The organism is Streptomyces sp. NPDC030183 (assembly GCF_055573455.1).
Window position 1 is genome coordinate 286501 of the sequence record NZ_JBVIBK010000001.1, and the last position, 20920, is coordinate 307420.

Genomic DNA, 20920 nt, shown 5'->3' on the forward strand with positions numbered 1-20920 from the left:
CGACGCCGCGTCGTCGGGTCGGGCGATCAGCCGACGAGACCACCGTTGCTTTTCAGGGGGGCGCTCCTGCCCGTTGCCGAGCCGGCCCTGTCACCGCGCAGGAGCGCCCTCCTGGTCTCCACCGCTGCCTGATCCACCGGCCCGCGTTCGGTCTCCCGGGCCGGCGCCCCGCGGAGGAGGGCTTTCGAGCGGCCCTCGGCTTTCGAGCTCGGACCCTCGCGCCTCGCGACGCCGGTCACGCCCCCTCGGTCACGATTGAATTTCGGCCATCCCCACCCCCTTGTCTCCGTTCGTGTAATCGATTCCAATCCTCCCTACACACGTCGGTGTAATCGATTCCACGAGGAGGTGGAGCGGCGATGGCGAGCATCAAGGATGTCGCTGCCGAGGCGGGGGTCTCCGTCGCCACGGTGTCGCGGGTGCTGAACGACCATCCGTCGGTCAGTGCCGACGCCCGCGCGCGGGTGCTGGCCGCCGTAGCGGCGCTGGGCTACCGCCCGAACGCCGTCGCCCGCTCCCTGCGCACCGACCAGACCCACACCCTCGGCCTGGTCATCAGCGACGTGATGAACCCGTACTTCACGGAGCTGGCGCGGTCCGTGGAGGAGGAGGCCCGCGCCCTCGGGTACAGCGTGATCATCGGGAACGCCGACGAGCGGCCCGACCTCCAGGACCACCATGTGCGGAACCTGCTCGACCGGCGTATCGACGGGCTGCTCGTCTCCCCCACCGACGGCGGCTCCCCGCTGATGCTGGACGCCGTGCGGGCGGGGACGCCGATGGTGTTCGTGGACCGGTGGATCCCGGGGGTCGAGGTGCCCGTGGTCCGGGCCGACGGGCAGACCGCCGTGCGGGATCTCGTGGCGCATCTGCACGGGCTCGGGCACCGGCGGCTGGCCATCATCGCGGGCCCGGCGGCGACCACGACCGGCCAGGAGCGTGTGGCGGCGTTCCGTGCGGCGCTGCGCGCGTACGGGCTGGAACTGCCCGAGGCGTACATCGGGCAGGGCGACTTCAAGGCCGAGAGCGGGCGCCGGGTCACCGAGGGGTTCCTCGATCTGGCCACGCCGCCCGAGGTCGTGTTCGCGGCCGACAACCTGATGGCGCTCGGCGCGCTGGACGCGGTGCGCGCGCGTGGCATGCGGGTTCCGGACGACATCGCGCTGGCCGCGTTCGACGACATCCCCTGGTTCGTGCACACCGATCCGCCGATCACGGCGATCGCCCAGCCCACGGGCGAGCTGGGGCGTGCCGCCGTGCGCGCGCTGGTCGACCGCATCGAGGGGCGGCCCCCGCAGTCCGTCACCCTCCCCGCCCGTCTCGTCGTACGCCGCTCGTGCGGCGAGACCGCTCCCCCCGAGCGACCGGCTTCCCCAGAGCCGTCCCCCGTAACGAACAGGAGCCAGACGTGAGCAATTCGGACGAGTTGCTGCGCATCGAAGGCATACGGAAGTCCTTCCCCGGTGTGGTCGCGCTGGACGGCGTCGACTTCGATCTGCGCCGGGGCGAGGTGCACGTACTGCTCGGTGAGAACGGCGCCGGCAAGAGCACGCTGATCAAGATGCTCTCCGGTGCCTACACGCCCGACGCCGGGCGGATCCTGGCCGGCGGCGAGGAGGTGCGCATCCAGGGCGCGCAGGACTCCGAGCGCCTCGGGATCGCGACGATCTACCAGGAGTTCAACCTCGTACCCGATCTGACGGTCGCCGAGAACATCTTCCTCGGGCGGCAGCCGCGCCGCTTCGGGATGATCGACCGCAAGCGGATGGAGGCGGACGCCGCCGTCCTGCTGGAGCGGGTCGGCGTGGACGTGTCGCCCCGCGCGCGCGTGCGGGAACTCGGTATCGCTCGGCTCCAGATGGTCGAGATCGCGAAGGCGCTCAGCCTGGACGCGCGCGTGCTGATCATGGACGAGCCTACGGCCGTGCTGACGACCGAGGAGGTCGAGAAGCTCTTCGCGATCGTGCGCAGGCTGCGTGCGGACGGGGTCGGGATCGTCTTCATCACGCACCATCTGGAGGAGATCGCCGCGCTGGGCGACCGGGTGACGGTGATCCGGGACGGGAAGAGCGTCGGGCAGGTCCCGGCGTCGACGCCCGAGGACGAGCTCGTACGGCTCATGGTGGGGCGGTCGATCGAGCAGCAGTACCCGCGTCGGCGGCCGGACGCCGGGGAGGCGCTGCTGGTCGTCGAGGGGCTCACCCGGGACGGCGTGTTCCACGACGTGAGCTTCGAGGTGCGGGCCGGGGAGGTCGTCGGCGTCGCCGGACTCGTCGGGGCCGGGCGTACGGAGGTCGTGCGGGCCGTGTTCGGTGCCGACCCGTACGACAAGGGGACCGTGAAGGTCTCCGGCGCCCCCGTCCCGAGGCATGACGTCAACGCGGCGATGACGGCGGGCGTCGGTCTCGTGCCCGAGGACCGCAAGGGCCAGGGCCTGGTGCTGGACGCGTCCGTGGAGGAGAACCTCGGTCTGGTCACCCTGCGGGGCGCGACCAGGGGCGGGTTCGTCGACCTCAAGGGGCAGCGGGCGAACGCGGCACGGGTCGCCGAGCAGTTGGGCGTGCGGATGGCCGGGCTGGGCCAGTCGGTGCGGACGCTGTCCGGCGGCAACCAGCAGAAGGTCGTCATCGGCAAGTGGCTGCTCGCCGACACCAAGGTGCTGATCCTCGACGAGCCGACGCGCGGTATCGACGTCGGCGCGAAGGTCGAGATCTACGAGCTGATCAACGAGCTGACGGCGGCCGGCGCCGCCGTCCTGATGATCTCCAGCGATCTGCCCGAGGTGCTCGGAATGAGCGACCGGGTGATCGTCATGGCCCAGGGGCGGATCGCGGGCGAACTGCCCGCCGCCGAGGCCACCCAGGACGCGGTGATGGCGCTCGCCGTGTCCACCCCGAACACCACCACCCCGCACACCACCACGACCGGAACGGAGGCCACCGGTGGCCGCTGACACGCTCAAGAGCACGACGGGCGCGAGTGGCCCCTCGGGCCTGCGCAGAATCCTGCTCGACAACGGCGCGCTGAGCGCCCTCATCGTCCTCGTCGTCGCCATGTCGGTGCTGTCCGGCGACTTCCTGACGGCCGACAACCTGCTGAACATCGGCGTCCAGGCGGCCGTCACCGCCATCCTCGCCTTCGGTGTGACCTTCGTGATCGTCTCGGCGGGCATCGACCTGTCGGTGGGTTCGGTGGCGGCGCTGTCGGCGACCGTGCTGGCCTGGAGCGCCACGTCGGAGGGCGTACCGGTCCCGATAGCCGTCCTCCTCGCGGTCGTCACCGGCATCGTGTGCGGTCTCGTCAACGGCTTCCTCGTCTCGTACGGGAAGCTGCCGCCGTTCATCGCGACGCTCGCGATGCTGTCGGTGGGGCGCGGTCTGTCGCTGGTGATCTCGCAGGGCAGCCCGATCGCGTTCCCGGAGTCGGTGTCGCACCTCGGTGACAACCTCGGCGGCTGGCTGCCGGTGCCCGTCCTGGTGATGGTCGTGATGGGTCTGATCACCGCCGTCATCCTGGGCCGTACGTACATCGGGCGGGCCATGTACGCGATCGGCGGCAACGAGGAGGCGGCCCGGCTGTCCGGCCTGCGGGTGAAGCGGCAGAAGCTCGTCATCTACGCCCTGTCGGGCCTGTTCGCCGCGGCGGCGGGCATCGTGCTGGCCTCCCGGCTGTCGTCCGCGCAGCCGCAGGCCGCGCAGGGCTACGAGCTGGACGCGATCGCGGCGGTCGTCATCGGCGGCGCCTCGCTGGCCGGCGGCACGGGCAAGGCGTCGGGGACGCTGATCGGCGCGCTGATCCTGGCGGTGCTGCGCAACGGCCTCAACCTGCTGTCGGTGTCGGCGTTCTGGCAGCAGGTCGTCATCGGTGTCGTGATCGCGCTGGCGGTGCTCCTCGACACGGTCCGCCGCAAGGCCGGGGCGACCCCGGTGGCGGCCGGTACGGGGAGTTCCGGGAGCCGGGGCAGGCAGGCGCTGACGTACGTCCTCGCCGCGGTGGTCGCGGCGGCGGTCGTGGGCGCGACGTCCTTCCTGCACAGCGGTTCGTCGGCGGCCAAGAGCCAGAAGATCGGGCTGTCGCTGTCCACGCTGAACAACCCCTTCTTCGTGCAGATCCGGGCCGGCGCGCAGGACGAGGCGAAGAAGCTGGGCGTCGACCTGTCCGTCACGGACGCGCAGAACGACGCCTCGCAGCAGGCCAACCAGTTGCAGAACTTCACCAGTGAGGGTCTCGGCACGATCATCGTGAACCCGGTGGACTCCGACGCGGTGACCCCGGCGGCGAAGGCCGTGAACAAGGCGGACATCCCGCTGGTGGCCGTCGACCGGGCGGTCAACGGCGCGGACACGGCCGCGCTCGTCGCCTCCGACAACGTCAGCGGCGGGAAGCTGGCCGCGAAGGCGCTCGCGGAGAAGCTGGGCGGCAAGGGCGAGATCGTCATCCTCCAGGGCCAGGCGGGGACCTCCGCCAGCCGGGAGCGCGGCGCGGGCTTCGCCGAGGGTCTGAAGGCGTACCCGGGCATCAAGGTCCTCGCCAAGCAGCCCGCCGACTGGGACCGCACCAAGGGCCTCGACGTGATGACGAACCTCCTCCAGGCCAACCCCGACGTCGACGGCGTCTTCGCGGAGAACGACGAGATGGCGCTCGGCGCGATCAAGGCGCTCGGCGCCAAGGCCGGGAAGTCCGTGCAGGTCATCGGTTTCGACGGCACCGCCGACGGTCTGAAGGCCGTCGAGGGCGGCACGCTGTACGCGTCGGTCGCGCAGCAGCCCGCCGAACTCGGCAGGATCGCGGTGCGCAACGCGGTGAAGGCCGCCGAGGGCGAGAAGGTGAGGAAGTCGGTGATGGTGCCGGTGAAGGTGGTCACGGCGAAGAACGTGGCCGAGTTCGGCGGCTGACACGACGCGGTGGCCGGACGGGGGGACCCGTCCGGCCGCCTCGGCATTTCCGCCCTCCGGCGCGACCGGCCGGCGGGCGGCTCCAACCCAGCACAGGGAGATGCTTCATGTACGACTACGACCTCCTGGTCGTGGGATCGGCCAACGCCGACCTGGTGATCGGTGTCGAGCGGCGGCCGGGGGCCGGTGAGACGGTGCTCGGCTCCGACCTGGCCGTGCACCCGGGCGGCAAGGGCGCCAACCAGGCGGTGGCGGCGGCCCGGCTCGGGGCCCGTACGGCGCTGCTGGCCCGGGTCGGCGACGACGGCAACGGCCGGCTGCTGCTGGACTCGCAGCGCGAGGCGGGGGTCGACACGGCGGGGGTGCTGGTCGGCGGGGCGCCCACCGGGGTCGCCCTGATCACCGTGGACCCGTCGGGCGACAACAGCATCGTCGTGTCGCCCGGCGCCAACGGGAGGCTGACCCCCGAGGACGTCCGGGCCGCCGACCCGCTGCTCCGGCGCTCCCGGGTGGTGTCGGCGCAGCTGGAGATCCCGCTGGAGACGGTGGTGGAGGTCGTACGGCGGCTGCCGGAGGGCACGCGGTTCGTGCTGAACCCGTCGCCGCCGCGGGAGTTGCCCGAGGAGGTGCTGGCGGCCTGCGATCCGCTGATCGTCAACGAGCACGAGGCACGGGTCATCGCCGGGGGCGAGCTGGCGGGGTCTCCGGAGGACTGGGCGCGGGCGCTGCTGGCGCTCGGGCCGCGCTCGGTGGTGGTGACGCTGGGCGCGGAGGGCGCGCTGGTCGCCACGGCCGGGGGCACCGCGCGGGTGGCGGCCGTGCGGGTGGAGGCCGTGGACACCACGGGGGCCGGGGACGCGTTCACGGCGGCGCTGGCGTGGAAGCTCGGTGCGGGCGAGGAACCGGCGAAGGCCGCCGCGTTCGCGGCGCGGGTCGGAGCGGTGGCCGTCACCAGGGCGGGGGCGCAGGTGTCCTTCCCGACGGCGGAGGAGGTCGCCGCGCTGGGGGGTGAGGGCCGGTGAGGCGGGGCGGGATACTCAACCGTCATCTGGCGGGTGCGCTCGCCGAGTTGGGGCACGGGCACGGGGTGCTGGTGTGTGACGCCGGGATGCCGGTGCCGCGGGGGCCGCGGGTGGTCGACCTGGCGTTCCGGGCGGGGGTGCCGTCGTTCGCCGAGGTGCTGGACGGGCTGCTCGACGAACTCGTGGTCGAGGGCGCGACCGCCGCGCACGAGGTCCGGGACGCCAACCCGGAGGCGGCCGCCCTGCTGGCGGACCGCTTCACCGCGCTGGAACTGGTCCCCCACGAGCGGCTGAAGGAGCTGTCGGAGGACGCGCGGCTCGTCGTCCGCACCGGGGAGGCGCGGCCGTACGCGAATGTGCTGCTGCGGTGCGGCGTGTTCTTCTGAGCGGCGCACTCCGCTGAGGGGCGCGCGTGTGGTGCGCCGCCGGACATGTTTCGAGGGGCCCGGTCCAGGACCGGGCCCCTCGGCTTTCCCCTCCCCGTCAGAACCCCCGCGATCCCCCCAGATCCCCCTCCGAGAAGTCCTGACTCCAAGTACGACCCGCGGGGCTGGGGGAGGGTTGCACGGCTTCTTGAACTTTTTTGGTATGCCAAGGGGGCCCTTGAAAGGGTGTTCCGGGCACGGCTGCGGGCCGACCTCACCCAGGTCTTCGAGGCGTACCTCCGCGGGGACGTCACCGCCAGGATCGCCGCCCGCCTGCCGCTCGGCGACATCGCCGAGGCCCTGCGCCTGGCCGAGTCCGGCACGGTCGCCGGGAAGGTCGTGCTGGAGCCGTAGCAGGGGCGGCGCCCGAGCGGCCCGGCCCGCGAAACGACCGCGCATCGGCTCCCGGCCCGCCCAACGGCCCGCGCCCTCATCCATCGGCTGCCGGCCCGCCCACCCGGTCGGCGAAGGGCTGCGGATCGACGAGGGGGTCCATCTGTGGACGTTCGAGAAGGTCGAGGACGGTGTCCGTGTGCGCACCGAGGAGACCTGGACCGGCGCCCAGGTCGAGGCGGACGTGCCCACCGCGACGGCGGCGCTCGGCGCGGGCCTCGAGGCGTGGCTGAGCGATCTGAAGGCCGCCGCCGGGGGCCGTGGGTGAACGCCCGCTCGCCACAGCTCTGTTCGAGTTATGTCCCGATCATGTCACTTCGCGAGCAAGTGCGTTGCGGGTGCAACGGGTTGTGGGAGAGCATGGCGGGGACGTAGGTGACCCAGACACACGGGGGTGGACACGACGTGAAGTTCGACATGGGGTCGACGACTCTGGCGGACCTCGGCAAGAGCACGCTCGGATCGAGCGACGACCTGGGGACGCTGATCCAGTTGCTGATCAGCGCGGCCGAGCCGCTGGAGGGCAAGTTCAACGGCGCGGGCAAGCTGGCGTTCGACTCGTTCAAGAACCGCGCGGACGAGATCACCGCGGACCTCAACAGCTCGCTCGCCGCGATCCTGGGCGGTCAGTCGGGCATGGACAACGCCTTCGGCACCGGTGACGTGGAGTCCCAGGACAACGCCAACCAGAACATGGGTCTCGCGAACTTCGACGCGGCCCGTTTCGGCGCGCGCTAGCCGGCGGCCACCGGGCACGGCCACCGGCCACCGGCCCGTCATCGAGAACCCGAGAGTCACGAGAGTCACGAGAGCCACAGGGGGACATCCACCATGGGTCAGAACCAGGACCGCCGTTCGTACGACACCGGTGCCTCGGGTGAGGTGCAGACCTCGCTCGGCACGATCGTGGGCCAGTTGGAGCGCGTGCTCAGCGACCGCGACGCCGCGGTGAAGGCCGCGATGACCGACTTCCAGGCCGACGGCGTCTCCGACGACTACCACGGCAAGGAAGAGCGCTGGAAGAAGGCGGCGGGCGAGGTACGCGAGATCATCCGCCTGGTGCGCACCACTCTGGAACAGAACGACGGCACCGCCCAGTCCACGCTGGCCAAGGCCCGCGCGGCGGTGGACCAGATCGGCTGACGCGGGCCGGCGTCCCACGTCCGTCTGGCGGTCGCGTGAGCAGTGAGCAGTGAGCAGTGTGTGAGGGAAGGCAGCCGTGGCGGCGCAGGATTACGACAGCCAGTTGCTGGAGTCGGTGTCGGTGCGCCGTCGACGGCTGCGCGACGCCCTGCTGTTCGGGGCGCAGCGGCAGCGGCGCTCGGTGGACGAGCGGATCGGGAAGGTCTTCGCCGGGATCGTCATCGCGGCGGTGCTGTGCGCGGGATGTGTGGGGTGGTCGTTCGTGTCGAACCGCATCATCGGCAAGAGCCCGTACGGGAGTTCGGTGCAGCCCTCCGTGACGCCCTCGGTGACGCCCTCGGCGAGTCCGTCGGGGGCCTCCTCCGCGTCTCCCACCAGCACTTCTACCCGGTGATAGGTTCGAACGCGTGATGTCTACGGGGGCCCTGAGCCAGGAGATGACCGGCGGGCGTACGGCACTCAGCCGGGTCACATTGGTCGGTGAGCGGCGGCGCGTGGATCTGGTGCTGCCCTCGCGGGAACCGGTCGGGCTGCTGCTGCCCGAGGTGATGCGGCTGCTCGACGACGGGGTCGGCGAGCGGCCGGAGTTGCGGCACCTCGTCACCGCGGACGGCAGCGCGCTCGCGCACGACAACACGCTGGATTCGGCCGGGGTTCCGGACGGCGCCGTACTGCGTCTGGTGCGCGCCGAGGACGCGCCGTCGGCGCCCGTCGTGCACGACGTCACGGACGAGGCCGCCGAGGACGTCGACGCACGCGGTCTGCGCTGGCGTCCGGCCGCACGGCGGGTCACCGCCGGGCTCGCCACGGTCGGCTGGGCCCTGGCCGCCGGGTGGCTGGCGCGGGCCGAGTACGGGGCCGGGAGCGTCGCGGGCGCCCTGCTCGCCGTCGCCGTGGTGGCCGCGCTCGCGGGCGCGGTGCTCGGGCGGCTGAGGAAGCACGGGCTCGCCACGACGCTCATCGTGACCGCCGGGGCGCTGGGCCTGCTCGGCGCCGCCACGCTGGCCGACGCCCAGGACTGGTCCGGCACCGCACGGGTCGCGGCGCTCGCCGGGGCCGGGATCGTCACCCTCGCCCTGCTCGGCCTGTTCAGCCCGCTCGGGCGCGGCGGGCTGGTCGGGGCCGGGGCGCTGGCCGGGACCGCGGTGTGCTGGCTGGGCGTCGCGGCGTTCGTGTCGGGACCGGCGCCGATGGACGAACAGGCCCGCGTGGGCGCCGTACTCGCCGTCGTCTCCGTGGTCGTGCTGGGTCTGCTGCCCCGGCTCGCGCTGATGGCGTCCGGTCTCTCCGGGCTCGACGACCGGCGCTCCGGCGGGGCGTCCGTGAGCCGCTACCAGGTCGCCGCCGCGCTCACCGCCACCCACCGGGGGCTGGTGCTCGCGACGGTGACGACGGCCCTGTCGGCCACCGCCGCCGGGGTGTTCGCGCTGCGCGCGCCGACCAAGTGGACCGTGCTGCTGGCCGTGGTCACCACGGTCGTCCTCGCGCTGCGCGCCCGGGCGTTCCCGCTGGTCGCCGAGGTCGTGGTGCTGCTGGGCGCGGCGGCGGTGATCGCCGTACGGCTGGTCGCGGTCTGGGTGGAACGCTCCGGTGACGCGGCCGGCCCGCTCGCCGTGCTCGTGCTGCTGGCCGTCCTGCCGCTGCTGGTGCTCGCCGTGCAGCCCGCCGAACACGTACGGGTACGGCTGCGGCGCCTTGGCGACACACTGGAGTCCGTCGGCGTCATCACCCTGTTCCCGCTGCTCATCGGGGTGTTCGGCGTGTACGGGCGACTGCTCGACACCTTCGCTTAGGAGTTGGGGGCGCACATGGCGCAGGCAGGGGACTGGCAGCGGGACGTGCTGCGCGAACTGGGGCAGGACGGTACGGGTTCGTCGCCTGCGGGCGCGGGCGCCGGGGCCGCGTCCGGTCCGGGGCCGTCGGGGGCCGACGCGGCGTCGGGCGCGGCGGGGTCGCCCACCGGCGCCCCGCGGCGGGCCGAGCCGACGCTGAGGCTGGTGCGTTCGGTGCCGGCCGAGCCGGCGGAGGCGCCCGAGCCCTCCCGGTCGGCGGAGCCGGCTGAGGAGAGCGGCGACGGCCGGTGGGGGCGGGCGGTGCAGGGGGTCCCGGTACGGCCGGTTCCCGGTCATCCGGAGCCGGGGCAGCCCAGCCACGGCGTGGGTTCCCATGGTGTCGACCCCCGCCTCGGTCTCCCCCAGGCGACCGCGCAGTCCCCGGGCAGCCCCGAGCGGCCCGGTGACCCCCGTCCCGCACCCCGCGCCACTCCCCCGGCCGCGCCCGCGACGCGTGGTTCGCGTGTGCCGCAGGCCCCGGTGCACGCACCGGAGTCGGTGCCGACGATCGATCCCCGGCTGGCGCACGCGCTGGGCCGGCCGCAGCACGGGGACTCCGTGGCCCGGCGCACGGGGCGTTCGATCAAGAAGCTGACGTCGTCCGCCGCGCAGGACGTGGCGGAGGAGACGCGGATCGCGCGGGAGTTGCAGCAGCCGGTGACGACGGGGCGGGTGATCGCCGTGACGTCGATCCGGGGCGGCGTCGGCAAGTCGACGGTGGCCGCGCTGCTGGGGCGGACGTTCAACCACTACCGGCACGACCCGGTGCTCACCCTGGAGGCGGACGCCGCGCTCGGCACGCTGCCGGTGCGGATGGGCGCCGACTCGGTGCGCTGGGCGGCGGCCGACCTCGCGGCGATCCTCAACCCGGCGATGCAGCTCACCGACGTCACCGGGTACCTGGTGCCCGTGTCGGACGGCGGCTGGCTGCTGCCCGCGAGCCAGGGCCGCGTGGGCGCCCCCCTCGACATCCGGACGTACCGCACGGTGACCCTCGCGCTGCGGCGTTACTTCGCGGTGACCGTGGTGGACTGCGAGACCCTGCCGGGCGAGGTGGCCCGTACGGCGATGGACACGGCGCACGCGCGCGTCGTCGTCGCCCCGATGACCGCCGAGGGCGTCAACGGCACCCGGCAGGTCCTGGACTGGCTGGGCCAGTTGCCGCACTCCGCGCTCGCCTCGACGGTCGTGGCGCTCACCGCCAACTCGCCCGACGTCACCCTGGACCGGAAGACGGCGGTCGCCCACCTGAAGGAGTCCGGCGTCCACGTCGTCACCGTCCCCTACGACCGGCACCTCGCCCAGGGCGGCCCCATCCGCACCGCCCTGCTGGGCGAGGCCACGCGGGACGCGGCCGTGACGCTGGCGGCGGAGGCGATGACCCGGGCGGTGAGGATGCGATGACCCACCGGTCCCGCACCGCCCTGCGCGACCGTCCTCACGGCTCCCCGATGTACGACCACCCATGGGAAGAAGGGGTCCGTCCGTGACCCAGCAGTTGGTCCACCGGCCCGCGCGCAGCACCCGCCCGCTCGGGGCGGCCGAACCCCGCACGATCGAGCCGCCGCCCAACCTCCCGGAGGGCAAGGCGGGCTCGGCGGCGACGGCGTTGCTGCCGATGGCCGGTGTCATGGGCTCCGTCGTGATGATGACCGTCATCCGCAGCAGCCAGTTCGCGGCGCTCGGCGCGGTCGTGCTGGTCTTCGCGCTGCTCGGCGCCGTGGCCCTCTTCCTGTCGCAGCGCGGCAAGGCGCAGCGCACCCGGCGTGCCCAGCGGGAGCGGTACCTGGAGTACCTGGAGGAGGTGCGTGAGGAACTGGGGGCCGAGGAGCGCGAGCGGCGGACGCTGGCACGGGTGCTCAATCCGCCCCCGGAGGCCCTCTACGACCTCGTGCGTGACCCCGCGCGGCTCTGGGAGCGCCGGCGGCGGGACCCGGACTTCCTGCGGGTGCGGGTCGGCACCGGTGACGTGCCGGTGGCGGAGCTGGCGATCGGGCAGAACCAGGGCGGTGTGATGACACCGCCGGACCCGTTCATGCTGAACGAGGCGCGTGCCCTGCTGGCCCGCTACTCGGTCGCCAACGACTGCCCGGTCACCGTCCCGTTGGACCGCGCGGGCAACGTCAGCGTCGTCGGCGACCGGGAGGGTGTGCTGCGGGTGGCGCGGGCGCTCCTCGTGCAGGTGGCCGTGACGCACGCGCCGGACGACGTGGCCGTGGCGCTCGGGGTGCCCGGGGAGCGGCTGCCGGACTGGGAGTGGGCGAAGTGGCTGCCGCACGTGCTGGACTCGCAGGAGCACGACGGGCCGGTGGCGGCCCGGCGGATCGCGCCGAGTCTGCCGCAGCTGGCCCGGCACTTCCGCCATGAGCTGGGACGGCGTGCCTCCTACGCGGCGGAGGTGCGCCGGGGGCTGGCCGACCGGAACGCCCTGCGGCTGGCGTCGCGGATGCTGGTGGTGAGTGACGAGTACGGGGAGACGGCCGCCGAACTGCCGCTGCCGGACACGGCGGTGGGGCTCAGTGACATGGGCGTCACCGTGCTGCACCTGCTGGAGCGGCAGGTGCACGAGCCGGACCAGGTGTCGGTGCGGATCACCGTGCGCGGCGACCAGGTCGTGGTCGAGGACCTCCGGGAGGGCCACGCGGTCGCGCAGGGGGCCTGCGACGACGTGACCGCCGCCGGGGCGGAGGGGCTCGCCCGGCTGCTCGCGCCGCTCAGGCTGTCGGCCGAGTCGGCGGCCGAGGGGGCCCCGGTCACCGGGCCCGTCGACTTCCCCGTGCTGCTGGGCGTGGACGACCCGGCCGAGCTGGACCTGGACCGGTTGTGGGCGCCGCGCGGCGAGCGGGAGTTCCTGCGCGTGCCGATCGGTCTGACCGACCGTCATGAGCCGGTGCTGCTGGACCTGAAGGAGTCGTCCGAGCTGGGCATGGGCCCGCACGGGCTGTGCGTGGGCGCGACCGGGTCCGGAAAGAGCGAGCTGCTGCGCACACTGGTGCTGGCGCTCGCCGCGACCCATCCGCCCGAGGACCTGGCGCTCGTGCTGGTCGACTACAAGGGCGGTGCGACCTTCGCCCCGTTCACCGGGCTCCCGCACGTGGCCGGGGTGATCACCAACCTGGAGAACCAGGCGGGGCTCGTCGAGCGTGTGCACTCCAGCCTCGCCGGAGAGGTCAAGCGGCGGCAGCAGGTCCTCAAGGACGCGGGGAACGTCGCCGACATCGGGCACTACGCGGCCCTGCGGGCGAGCAGCCGCCCGGACCTCGAACCGCTGCCGCACCTGTTCGTCGTGATCGACGAGTTCGGTGAACTCCTCACCGCCAAGCCGGACTTCATCGACCTGTTCCTCTCCATAGGCCGCATCGGCCGCTCCATCGGCGTGCATCTGCTGCTGTCCAGCCAGCGCATCGAGGGCGGCAAGCTCAAGGGCCTCGACACCTATCTGTCGTACCGGCTGGGGCTGCGGACGTTCTCCGCCGACGAGTCGCGGACCGTCCTCGACACCACCGACGCCTTCCATCTGCCGCCGCTGCCGGGCTTCGGCTACCTCAAGGTCGACACCTCGACGTACGAGCGGTTCAAGGCGGGGTACGTGTCCGGCGCGTACCGGGGTCCGGCGCTCGCCGCGCGGGAGGAGGACGACACGCCGCTCGTGTGGCCGTACCCGACGTACAACGCGCTCGGCGGCGCACCCGCTTCCGGTGCCGCGCCCGAGGAACCCAAGGCGACCAAGCGGGAGACCGGGCCGACGGTGATGTCGGTGATGGTCGACCGGCTCGCCGGGGCCGCGCGGCCGGTGCGCCGGATCTGGCTGCCGCCGCTGCCGGAGGCGATCACGCTGGACGCGGCGGCGGGGCCGGTGCAGGTCGGCGAGCGGGGCCTGCAACTCGCGGCGCGGCAGGGGCCGTTGCGGGTGCCGCTCGGCGTGCTGGACGACCCGGCGAAGCAGTGGCAGGGGCACTGGGTGCTCGATCTGACGGTCGCGGGCGGGCACGCGGCGGTGATCGGCGGCCCGCAGTCCGGCAAGACGACGCTGCTGCGCACCCTCGCGCTGTCGCTGGCGGCGACGCACACGCCCGCCGAGGTCGCGATCTACGGCCTCGACCTGGTCGGCGGCGGTCTGTCCGCGCTGGCCGGGCTGCCGCACGTCGGCGGGATCGCCGGGCGGGCCGACCGGGAGCGGGCGGCACGGACGGTCGCCGAGGTGCGGACGATGCTCATCGAGCGGGAGGAGCTGTTCCGCGAGCACGGCATCGACTCCGTCGACCAGCTGCGGCACCGGCGCGCGCGGGGTGAGCTGCGGGAGCTGGGCTCCACCGACATCGTGCTGCTCATCGACGGGTTCGGGGCACTGCGCGACGAGTTCGCCGAGCTGGACGACACGGTCGTGGACCTCCTGAAGCGGGGCGGCGGCTACGGCATCCATGTCGTCGGCGGCATGCTCCGCTGGAACGACGTGCGGATCGCGACGCAGTCGATGTTCGGCACCCGGGTCGAGCTGCGGCTCAACGACCCGAGCGATTCGAGTGTCGACCGCAAGCTGTCCCAGACCCTGTCGCCCGACACGCCGGGGCGGGTCCTCACCGACGGCAAGCTGTTCGCGCAGGTCGCGCTGCCCCGGCTGGACGGACGGCCGTCGACGGGCGACCTCGGTCCGGCGCTGGAGGACGCGGCCCGCACGATCCGCTCCACCTGGCACGGCGAACTCGCCGCCCCGGTACGGGTGCTGCCGACGCGGCTGCCCGCCGGCCGGCTGCCGTCGCTCGTGGCGGAGCCGGGCCGGGTCCCGATCGGCGTCGACCAGGACGCCCTCGCGCCCGTCCTGCTGGACCTGTTCGGCTCCGACCAGCATCTGCTGGTCCTCGGGGACAACGAGTGCGGCAAGACGAACCTGCTGAGGCTGATCGTGGACCGGCTGGTGGAGCGGTACTCCGAGGAGGAGCTGGTCTTCGGCGTGTTCGACCCCCGGCGCGGACTGCGGGGCGTGGTCCCGGAGCCGTACCGCGGCGGTTACGCGCACAACGCGAAGCTCGCGGCCGGGCTGGCGTCCGGTATCGCGACCGAGCTGGAGAAGCGGATGCCGGAGACCGCCGACCCGGACGCGGTGACCGACGAGCCCGCCTTCGAGGGGCCGCGCATCGTGATCCTGGTCGACGACTACGACATCCTCACCACCGCCGGGCAGCAGCCGCTCGCGCCGTTCCTGCCGTATGTGTCGTCGGCGCAGGACATCGGCCTGCACTTCGTGATCACCCGGCGGACGGCGGGCGCCTCACGGGCCGTCTACGAGCCACTGCTCCAGACGCTCCGCGAGACCGGCACGGCCGCGCTGCTCATGACCGGCGAGCGGAGCGAGGGACAGCTCTTCCCCGGCCTGTACCCGTCCGCGCAGCCGCCGGGCCGGGGCACCCTGGTCCGCCGGGGCCGCGCCCACCAGCTGATCCAGACCGCGCTGTCCGGCGAGGACGCCGAGCGCCCGTGACCACCGGCGCCGAGCGCCCATGACCACCGAGAAGGACGACCGCACGTGACCAAGGACGTCATCGCCCTCACCCCGACGATGCCCCACGTGTGGGCGCTCATGGCGAGCCTGTACGCGGGCGGCTCCGACGTGGACCTGTCGGCGGCGGCCGACGGGGCGGTCGTCCAGCTGCACGGGCCCGGCGGGCGGCCCCTGGTGTCCGTGGAGTCGCCGCTGCTGGTGCAGGTGCCGGGTGAGGCGGAGCGTCTGCTCGGGCAGAGCGCCGAGGCGCCCTACTGGTGGACGGAGGCCCGGGCCTCCACGGCCGTACCGGAGGCGGAGCGACTGGCCGGGGTGGTGTGCGGCCGGCTCAACGCGCTGCTGGGCGGCACGACCTGGCCGGCGGGGGCCGCGCACACGGAGGCCGTCGACGTGTCCGCCGTACCGTCGGCGGGCTCCGGGCAGCCCGCCGTGGACGTCGTCACGGAGAACGCGGCGGTCGTCCTCATCGACCGCCCGGTGGTGGCGCTGACCAGCTGGCTCGCGGAGATCATGCGCACGGCCGTGGCCTCCCGGCGGTCCCTTCAGATCGTCACCCCGCCCGGTGTCCGTCTGAGCGCCCCGGCCCGGGCGACGCTCGCCCGTGTGCCCAACCGGTGGGTGGTGCAGGACCCGGAGTGCGGCTACTACGACGGGCTGTCGGGCGCGGTGCTGCGCTGGCAGGACGGGGCGTTCTCGCCCGCGCTGTCCGAGGACGGCACGGCCACGGTGGCCGCCGCGTTCACGCGCCGCGCGGAGGAGGCGGCCGGCCGACGGCTGGTCGTGGCGATCCGTACGGCGCACCGGCCCGACGAACGGCTCCTGCTGGGCGGCGCGCTGGAGGCGGCCTGGGAGATCCTGACCGGTTCGGCCCCCGGCGGCTGGGGCACCGCCGAGCCCGTCAACCTGCCCTGGTCGCCGAGGCAGTTGACGGACCTGGCCCGGGAGCGGATGCCCGAGCCGTCGCAACTGGTCGTGGTGGGGCGGCCCGAGCGCCCGGCCATCGCGACGGTGCGGGTGACGCGGACCACGAAGGGCGTGGAGGAGGACATGGTCCTCACCGTCGGGTACGAGGAGGGCGAGGAGCCGCCCCTGGACCGTGTGCGGGCCCTGGCGGAGGAGCTGGTGACGAAGCACTCCCTGCGGACCATGCTGGTCTCCGTGCAGGCGGCCCCCGCCGACCTGGCGACCGCCCCGCGGCTGGAGGGCCCGCCGCTGCCGGCCGCCTTCACCCTGGGCCCGGACGACGTGCACGCCATCGGCCTCGACCAGGCCCGCCGGCCACCGCTCGGCCTGAGCCCCACCGGACTCGGCCCGACGACCCGCCCTGCCCTGCACTACGCCCTCGGCGACGGCGAGGACCCGTCGGCCTGGGAACGGCTCCAGCGGCTCACGCGGCACCTGCGGTCCCCGGCCGACCGGCGCTCGGAGCCCTGAGCGGTACGGGCTGCGGGGCCGGGCGGACCGGCGGAGAATGAGAGAGGCGATGCCTCATGTCATCCACCGCACGGTTCCTCCTGCAGACGTTGACCGCAGTGCTGATGAGCGTTGCGATCACGTGGGCGCCGACGGCGTTCTCGGCAGCTGGGGCGGTCGCGGTGGCGGCCACGGGGGGAGGGGGGCTCACCCTGAGCCCGGCCTCGGGACCGCCGGGGACCTCCGTGCACATCGAGTTCGGCGTGTGTGTCACCCCGGGTTACATCAGCGCCGTCACCTGGGACGGTTCCGGCATCCCGTTCCAGCCCTCCGGCGCGTCCGGCGCCGGCATCGCCGTACCCGACGCCGCCGAGGCGGGCTCCCACCAGGTGACCGTCACCTGCACGAAGAAGCCTGCGGCCGTGGGCGACACGACGAAGTACCCCACCGGCAGCGCGTCGTTCACCGTCACGGAGGAGGAGACGACGGGCACGACGGGCGCGACCGGTACGACCGGTACCACCGGTACCACCGGTACGACCGGTACGACGGGCACGACCGGTACGACGACCGACGGCCAGAACAACGGCGGTACGACCGGGGACACCGGTGACACCACGGGCGGCGGCACGAACGGAAACACCACCGGGGACACGGGCGACACCACGGGCGGCGGCACCACCGGGGACACCGGAGACACCACGAGCGGCGGCACCACCGGGGACACCGGAGACACCACGAGCGGCGGCACCACCGGGGACACCGGAGACACCACGAGCGGCGGCACCACCGGCGACACCGGAGACACCACGAGCGGCGGCACCACCGGGGACACCGACGGCGACACCGGTGACACCACGGGCGGGATCATCGGGTCCGACGGCGGCACCGACTCGGGCGGGACCGGCGGTACGGACGGCGGGGGCACGGCGGTGCCGGTCGGCTGGGTCGTCGGGCCTTCCGCCTTCGCCGCCGTGCTGCTCCTCGCCCTCCTGTTCTCCCTGCTGAACCACCGCCACCGCAGTGCGCGCTGGGTCCACGACCACCTGAGCACGGCCCTGCGCTCGGGCACCGGCACCTGGACGTCCGAGCTGCGCCGACGTCGGGACGGCGGTGCCCGGGACCGCACCGTACGGCTCGAACCCCACCCCGACACGGGCGAGCAGCGCCTCAACTGAACGGCCCGCGCCGCCCCGACGGGCCGGCGCCCCCCGAACTCCGCGGAGGTGACGCCATGACCGCGACCGCACCGGCACAACCGTTCACCGTCCGTTCCTTCCTGCTCGGCCCGGACTGCCCCGACCCGGCGGACGCGCTGACCGGCCCGCTCCACGGCAACGGCGCGGCACGGCGCCTCCTCGGCGACACCGGGCGCCCGCTGACCCCCGCCGGGGAACGGGCCGTGGAGCAGGAAGTGGCGGGCTCCATCGACTCCTTCCTCTCCCTCGACGTCTTCGACGTGGCGGCCGGCGGCTGGCGGCGGCACGTGGCCCTGACCGACGCCGCGCACCGCACCCGCGCGGTCCCCGGCAGCGAGGAGGTCGTCGCGCTGGCCGCCCACGACATCGCGTCCAAGCACCGCCCGTACGTCGACGTCTTCCTGGACGGCGCCAAGGTCGGCACCCTCGACATCTGGCTCGACCTGGTCTTCCACATCAACGGGCTCGTCGGCGTCGTACGCGACGCCCATCTCGTCGCCATCCACAGCGGGGAGTGCGTCCTGGACGCCCGGCTGGCGGTCCAGCAGATCCTGCTCGCCGAACGCCAGGGCCGCCTCGACCTCCCCGGCGTCTGGCGCCTCCACGCCCCGCTGCCCTTGCTCCACGAGCAGCAGGCGTCGGCCTCTCCCCCGCCGCCGCCCCAAGGGCCGCGGCAGCCCCCGCCACCGCCGCCCCCGCCGCCCCCGCGGGCAGAGGCCCCGACCCGCGTCCTGAACCGGCCCGACCGGAACGTCCGGCCCTGACGGCATACGGGATACAGCGGCGCGCTAACGGCGTCTCTTCGGCGGCCTCGCCATCGCCAGCCGCCGCATCAGCCCCAGCCACCCCGGTACGTCGATCTCCACCAGCACGGTCTTGCCGGGCGGCGTCCGCTCCCGTACCTCCCAGCGGTCGGCCAGCGCGTCGACGAGCGTCATCCCCCGCCCCGAGTCGTCGAGCGGACCGGCGGCGGACACGGCACCGGGGCCCGGCGGCCGGCCCTCGGCGCGGGTGTCGGTGACCTCGATGCGGAGCGAGCCGGTGGGCAGGGACAGCCGCAGCTCGAAGTCCCGTCCGGGCACGCGGCCGTGTGTCACCGCGTTCGCCGCGAGCTCCGCGACGACCACGGCCGCGCGCTCCGAGACGTCCGAGCCGTACGGGATGCCCCAGGCGTTCAGCGTGACCACCGTCTTGCGTCTCGCGAGACGGGCGCCGAGCGGGGTCGAGGCGAAGCGGTGCGTGAACGTCGGCGCCAGGGCGGTGGGCCGAGCAGCGGGCGGTGCGGTCATGCCGTCCAATCTGGCGGCCACGGGGCCCTTTTGACCACCGGAACCCCGCGTACGCTCACGCAGCGTACGCGGTGACTCGCTGGACAGTACCGGTGACGTGACGTGACGATGGGCGTTGAGCGGTGTGGTCTGGTGGGCAGGTGCGCGGGAGGTGGCCGATGGGGGCCGACAGCAGCGACATGACGGGGATCGGCGCGGGCGGCGAACCAGAGGCGTCCGACAGTCTCCGTACGTTCGGCGCGATGGTCCAGGCCCTCCGCGAACACGCCGGCATCAGCCGTGAGGAACTGGCCGACACCATCGGCTACTCCAAGCACATGGTGGCCTCCGTGGAACAGGGCCGCCGCCTGCCGGACACGACGCTGGTGGAGGGCGTGGACCGCGCCCTGGGCAGCACGGGCGCGCTGGTCCGCGCGGCGCAACACCTGGGCCGCCAGCCGGGCTTGGCGGCGTGGTTCCGGAAGTGGGCGCGGCTGGAGGCGACGGCGATCACGTTGTACACGTACGAGTGCCGCATGATTCCGGGCTTGTTGCAGTCGGAGGCGTACGCGAGGGCTCTGTTCGAGGATCGGCTGCCGCTTCTGACCGACGACGAGATCGAGGCGCAGTGGACGGCTCGGGCGGAACGACAGCGGCTGCTGCGGGAGCGGCCGAACACGGCGTTCAGCTTCATCCTGGAAGAGCAGCTGTTTCTGCGGCAGACGGGAGGAGGCGAAGTCACACGTGAACTCCTTGACCACGTGCTGAGGATCGCCGAACAGCGGAACGTGGAGATCCAGGTCATGCCACTCCTCCGCGAGTCACATGCCGGGCTTGCTGGTCCCATCCAGTTGCTTGAGACCCCCGAGAACCGCTGGTTCGCCTACTGCGAAGGCCAGCGTGGCGGGATGCTGGTCGTCGACGCGAAGGAGATCAGCATCCTGCAAAGCCGGTATGCCAGGATGCGTTCACAGGCACTCACTATGCCGGACTCAGTGAGCCTGTTGCAGCGGATGCGAGGGGACCTATGAGCACCAGCGAACTGTCCTGGTTCAAAAGCAGCTACAGCAGCGGCGACGGCGACGACTGCGTAGAGGTCGCCCTCTCCTGGCGCAAGTCGAGCTACAGCAGCAGCGGCGACGGCGACTGCGTCGAGATAGCCACCACCCCCCACACCATCCACATCCGGGACTCCAAGAACCCCACCGGCCCCACCCTCACCCTCTCCCCCGCCGCCTGGACCGGGTTCCTCTCCCTTCCCGGAGAGCGTCAGCCCGCGGCGCGCTGAAGGCGCAGTTGGCCGATCTCCGCCACGTTCTTCATCAACTCCGCGTTCACCCAGGCGACCATGTGCGCCACCGTGTGCCGGGGGTCGTCCTGCCAGGGGAGCGACGCGGTCGTTTCCAGGTCCGCCACGGTGAGGCGGTCCAGCGCCTCCAGCCAGTCCGTGCGCAGCGCCCGCAGCCACGCGACCGTCGGCTCGCCCGGGCCCGGCCAGACGATGGCACTCCGCTCGCGAGGCGCCCTGCCGTGGGCGTGGTCGGCGGCCACGCTCCACCACCAGCCGATGTGCCAGCTCAGCCAGGCGACAGTCGGTACGGGAACCGGGTCCGGCTCGGTGTCCGCCCAGTCCGGCACCCAGGTGCCGTCGTCGGCCCGGCGCATCGTCCAGCAGAGCGCGGCCGGCTCCCACAGGAAGTCGTCGGGTTCGAGCCTCTCCAGGTGGTACTCGAACAGTGACCAGGTCAGGTCGAACTGCCAGCGCAGCAGGTCGAGCGGGGGGCGCGGGGCGGGATCAGGGCGGGAGTCAGTCACCGGCCGACCCTCGCA

The 20920-nt window shown here is 73.3% G+C and carries 18 protein-coding genes and 2 pseudogenes; 18 read left to right on the forward strand and 2 right to left on the reverse strand.

Annotation, left to right across the window (positions count from 1 at the left end):
- Positions 1–359 precede the first annotated feature (359 nt).
- The 16 genes and pseudogenes from ACZ4Z2_RS01220 to ACZ4Z2_RS01295 all read left to right on the forward strand — a co-directional run bounded on the left by ACZ4Z2_RS01220 (position 360) and on the right by ACZ4Z2_RS01295 (position 18586).
- On the forward strand, positions 360–1412 hold the full coding sequence (locus ACZ4Z2_RS01220) for a LacI family DNA-binding transcriptional regulator (RefSeq protein WP_468071101.1): 1053 nt from the start codon (positions 360–362) through the stop codon (positions 1410–1412).
- Positions 1409–2953: a sugar ABC transporter ATP-binding protein gene (locus tag ACZ4Z2_RS01225; RefSeq protein ID WP_468071103.1), complete on the forward strand. Its 1545-nt coding sequence runs from the start codon at positions 1409–1411 to the stop codon at positions 2951–2953. The genes ACZ4Z2_RS01220 and ACZ4Z2_RS01225 overlap by 4 nt, the downstream gene beginning before the upstream one ends.
- Positions 2943–4895, forward strand: a complete 1953-nt coding sequence (locus ACZ4Z2_RS01230) for an ABC transporter permease/substrate-binding protein (RefSeq protein WP_468071105.1) — start codon at positions 2943–2945, stop codon at positions 4893–4895. Before ACZ4Z2_RS01225 ends, ACZ4Z2_RS01230 begins: the two co-directional genes overlap by 11 nt.
- 107 nt (positions 4896–5002) lie before the next feature.
- Positions 5003–5917 (forward strand): ribokinase, encoded by a 915-nt coding sequence (locus ACZ4Z2_RS01235; protein ID WP_468071107.1) that lies wholly within the window; start codon positions 5003–5005, stop codon positions 5915–5917.
- Positions 5914–6303, forward strand: coding sequence for a D-ribose pyranase (gene rbsD, locus ACZ4Z2_RS01240; RefSeq protein ID WP_468071109.1), 390 nt, complete (start codon positions 5914–5916; stop codon positions 6301–6303). The genes ACZ4Z2_RS01235 and rbsD overlap by 4 nt, the downstream gene beginning before the upstream one ends.
- Before the next feature lie 225 nt (positions 6304–6528).
- Positions 6529–6696, forward strand: a pseudogene (locus ACZ4Z2_RS01245) (zinc-binding dehydrogenase); the annotation flags it as partial.
- A 106-nt stretch (positions 6697–6802) separates the two neighbouring features.
- A pseudogene (locus tag ACZ4Z2_RS01250) lies at positions 6803–7003 on the forward strand (SRPBCC family protein); the annotation flags it as partial.
- Positions 7004–7140: 137 nt separating this feature from the next.
- Entirely contained in the window at positions 7141–7473 is a 333-nt protein-coding gene (locus tag ACZ4Z2_RS01255) for a hypothetical protein (RefSeq protein WP_048821142.1), read from the forward strand.
- 93 nt (positions 7474–7566) lie between these two features.
- Entirely contained in the window at positions 7567–7878 is a 312-nt protein-coding gene (locus tag ACZ4Z2_RS01260) for a pore-forming ESAT-6 family protein (RefSeq protein ID WP_055521555.1), read from the forward strand.
- A gap of 76 nt (positions 7879–7954) precedes the next feature.
- Entirely contained in the window at positions 7955–8272 is a 318-nt protein-coding gene (locus ACZ4Z2_RS01265; RefSeq protein ID WP_468071112.1) for a hypothetical protein, read from the forward strand.
- A gap of 16 nt (positions 8273–8288) precedes the next feature.
- Positions 8289–9671 carry a type VII secretion integral membrane protein EccD gene (eccD, locus tag ACZ4Z2_RS01270; RefSeq protein WP_468071655.1) on the forward strand — a complete coding sequence of 461 codons (1383 nt, stop codon included), beginning with the start codon at positions 8289–8291 and terminating at the stop codon, positions 9669–9671.
- A 15-nt stretch (positions 9672–9686) separates the two neighbouring features.
- Positions 9687–11114 (forward strand): hypothetical protein, encoded by a 1428-nt coding sequence (locus ACZ4Z2_RS01275; RefSeq protein WP_468071114.1) that lies wholly within the window; start codon positions 9687–9689, stop codon positions 11112–11114.
- 82 nt (positions 11115–11196) lie between these two features.
- A complete protein-coding gene (eccCa, locus tag ACZ4Z2_RS01280) occupies positions 11197–15189 on the forward strand; it encodes a type VII secretion protein EccCa (RefSeq protein ID WP_468071116.1) in 3993 nt (1330 codons plus the stop codon).
- Between the two features lie 45 nt (positions 15190–15234).
- Positions 15235–16644, forward strand: coding sequence for a DUF6177 family protein (locus ACZ4Z2_RS01285; RefSeq protein ID WP_468071118.1), 1410 nt, complete (start codon positions 15235–15237; stop codon positions 16642–16644).
- A 104-nt stretch (positions 16645–16748) separates the two neighbouring features.
- Entirely contained in the window at positions 16749–17801 is a 1053-nt protein-coding gene (locus ACZ4Z2_RS01290; RefSeq protein ID WP_468071120.1) for a hypothetical protein, read from the forward strand.
- 56 nt (positions 17802–17857) lie between these two features.
- On the forward strand, positions 17858–18586 hold the full coding sequence (locus ACZ4Z2_RS01295; protein WP_468071121.1) for a hypothetical protein: 729 nt from the start codon (positions 17858–17860) through the stop codon (positions 18584–18586).
- A gap of 24 nt (positions 18587–18610) precedes the next feature.
- Here ACZ4Z2_RS01295 and ACZ4Z2_RS01300 read toward each other — a convergent pair whose 3' ends face one another.
- Positions 18611–19111, reverse strand: coding sequence for an ATP-binding protein (locus tag ACZ4Z2_RS01300; RefSeq protein WP_468071123.1), 501 nt, complete (start codon positions 19109–19111; stop codon positions 18611–18613).
- Positions 19112–19269: 158 nt separating this feature from the next.
- On the opposite strand from ACZ4Z2_RS01300, the gene ACZ4Z2_RS01305 reads away from it, so the two are divergent.
- Entirely contained in the window at positions 19270–20121 is an 852-nt protein-coding gene (locus ACZ4Z2_RS01305) for a helix-turn-helix domain-containing protein (protein WP_468071125.1), read from the forward strand.
- Complete coding sequence (locus tag ACZ4Z2_RS01310) at positions 20118–20378, forward strand: DUF397 domain-containing protein (protein WP_468071127.1); 261 nt, start codon at positions 20118–20120, stop codon at positions 20376–20378. Before ACZ4Z2_RS01305 ends, ACZ4Z2_RS01310 begins: the two co-directional genes overlap by 4 nt.
- On the opposite strand, the gene ACZ4Z2_RS01315 is transcribed toward ACZ4Z2_RS01310, so the two are convergent.
- The gene (locus ACZ4Z2_RS01315; protein ID WP_468071129.1) at positions 20360–20905 is read right to left on the reverse strand and encodes a DinB family protein; all 546 of its coding nucleotides are present in this window, start codon (positions 20903–20905) and stop codon (positions 20360–20362) included. The genes ACZ4Z2_RS01310 and ACZ4Z2_RS01315 overlap by 19 nt on opposite strands.
- Between the last annotated feature and the right edge of the window lie 15 nt (positions 20906–20920).